The sequence below is a fragment of the Gammaproteobacteria bacterium genome, assembly GCA_022450155.1.
Taxonomy (GTDB): Bacteria; Pseudomonadota; Gammaproteobacteria; order Arenicellales; family UBA868; genus REDSEA-S09-B13.
Map to the genome: position 1 here is coordinate 1 of JAKUQR010000076.1, position 1705 is coordinate 1705.

Annotated in this window: 3 protein-coding genes; all 3 read left to right on the forward strand. The window is 55.2% G+C overall.

From position 1 onward, the window contains the following. Positions 1-127: 127 nt before the first annotated feature. On the forward strand, positions 128-967 hold the full coding sequence (locus tag MK323_15415; protein MCH2483532.1) for a nitroreductase family protein: 840 nt from the start codon (positions 128-130) through the stop codon (positions 965-967). Positions 968-1048: 81 nt separating this feature from the next. Then, the gene (locus MK323_15420; protein MCH2483533.1) at positions 1049-1249 is read left to right on the forward strand and encodes a sulfatase-like hydrolase/transferase; all 201 of its coding nucleotides are present in this window, start codon (positions 1049-1051) and stop codon (positions 1247-1249) included. After that, a partial coding sequence (locus MK323_15425) for an alpha/beta hydrolase (protein ID MCH2483534.1) occupies positions 1231-1705 on the forward strand: 475 nt, incomplete at its 3' end. The genes MK323_15420 and MK323_15425, both read left to right, overlap by 19 nt.

Here is a 1705-nt window from a genome sequence, read left to right on the forward strand (position 1 = left end):
GATCTGCCGGCATGACGATATGAATTGAGTGTAATTCCAGTCAGTGTAGCACCCGTCGTCAGCGGATGGTTTTCTGCCGGCAGCAAACGTGGTTGAATGGTTGTAGTCCGGATCAGGAGATAAAGTCATGAACGAAGTTGATACAGTAAACGCACAAAGGGGTGAACAACACCATGTTCTCACCGACATCGTGCGCCGCCGCCGAAGCGTTCGTCAGTTCGAACGTGGCCGGAAGGTCTCACGGGATGCCCTGCTATCGGTAGCGGAGTCCGCGCGCTGGGCACCGACCGGCGCTAACACCCAGTGTTGGGATCTGATCATTGTGGATGATCCAACTGTGCGCGATGCTGTAATCGATGTTTTTGTTGAGCAGTCAAACCGGTTGTTTGCTAAGGCCAAAGGTTTTCCTGCGGTGACTAAAACCTATCTGTCGAACACCGTGGCGATATTCATTGTTCTGGGCGATCCCCGGTGGAAAGTCGCTTTTCCACAACACAATGAAGATGCCGAAGGACCGGACGAATACGCCGCAAACAACGAAAACATTTACTATTGCTCACTGGGGGCTGTGATCCAGAACATTCAACTTGCCGTCACGGCCCAGGGATTGACATCCGCGTGGTTGTCCGGTGGTGGCGAGACATCGACCAACCAGGCGTTGTCCGAACTTCTGGGGTACCCTCCGTATCTCTCAGCGTGCGGCACGATACCCGTGGGGTATCCAAAGAAAGATGTCCGACTGCGTTACAGACGTCCACTCGAGCAATTAGTCCACTGGAACGGTTATGCGGCGACACAGTTTCGCCCTCAGGGTATGCTGGACCATTACCTGGATCGGTTGCGCCCCTTCCTGATGTACCGCAACACCGAAAGTGTAGAAGACTGGGAAGACGCCCGAGAAAAATGCGGGGACTGGTACGCTGCCTTCAGCAGTCCGGAGCCGAATCCATCGGGTCAGTTGGAGTAAAAGCACGATAGACTCGGCACAGCCAATATGAAATTCGGCTCGACGGTTTAGCACTGAACCACGACATACAACTGAAACAGAATGCGATCGAACAAACTAAATTACGTTTTTTTTGTCAGTGACCAACATCGTGCTGATCACCTCAGTTGTTACGGTAACCCAGTGGTACAGACTCCGAACATCGATCGACTGGCCCAGTCGGGTACGCGGTTCGAACAGTTCTATGTTGCCAATCGGTTCTGCATGTCTAACCGGGCGTCGCTGTGCACCGGGCGGGCATGACCCGGCAGGAGATCAATGTGGCCGGGCTTTACCTTCGTTCCGGGGGTGCGGGTGAGACCACCTATCTGCTGCTTCACGGACTCGGTGCAACCGGCGAGGTCTGGGAAGGACTGGTTGATCTGATTGAGCGCAATAAGGCCGGTCGCTGGCTGGTGCCGGACTTCCCGGGGCATGGGCGTTCACCATGGGAAAAGCCTTATACCTACGCTGCACTGATGGCCGACCTGATCCCACTCATCAACGGGGCCGGTCGGTTAGTGGTGATCGGACACTCGATGGGGGGTGTGGTTGGTCTGATGCTGGGTGGTGCGCTGCCTAATGTTGAGCGGGTACTGGGTGTAGGGATCAAGGTCAGCTGGAACGAGGCTGAACTGGAACAGTTGCAGGCATTGTCAACACGGCCTGTTCGCTGGTGGGCAACGCAGGCCGAGGCGGTAGAACGCTACCTCAAGGTAT

What these genes read in the sequence shown, in the direction of transcription:
- MK323_15415 (MCH2483532.1), top strand. Translation starts at nt 128, where the DNA reads ATGAACGAAGTTGATACAGTAAACGCACAAAGGGGTGAACAACACCAT.
- MK323_15420 (MCH2483533.1), top strand. Translation starts at nt 1,049, where the DNA reads ATGCGATCGAACAAACTAAATTACGTTTTTTTTGTCAGTGACCAACAT.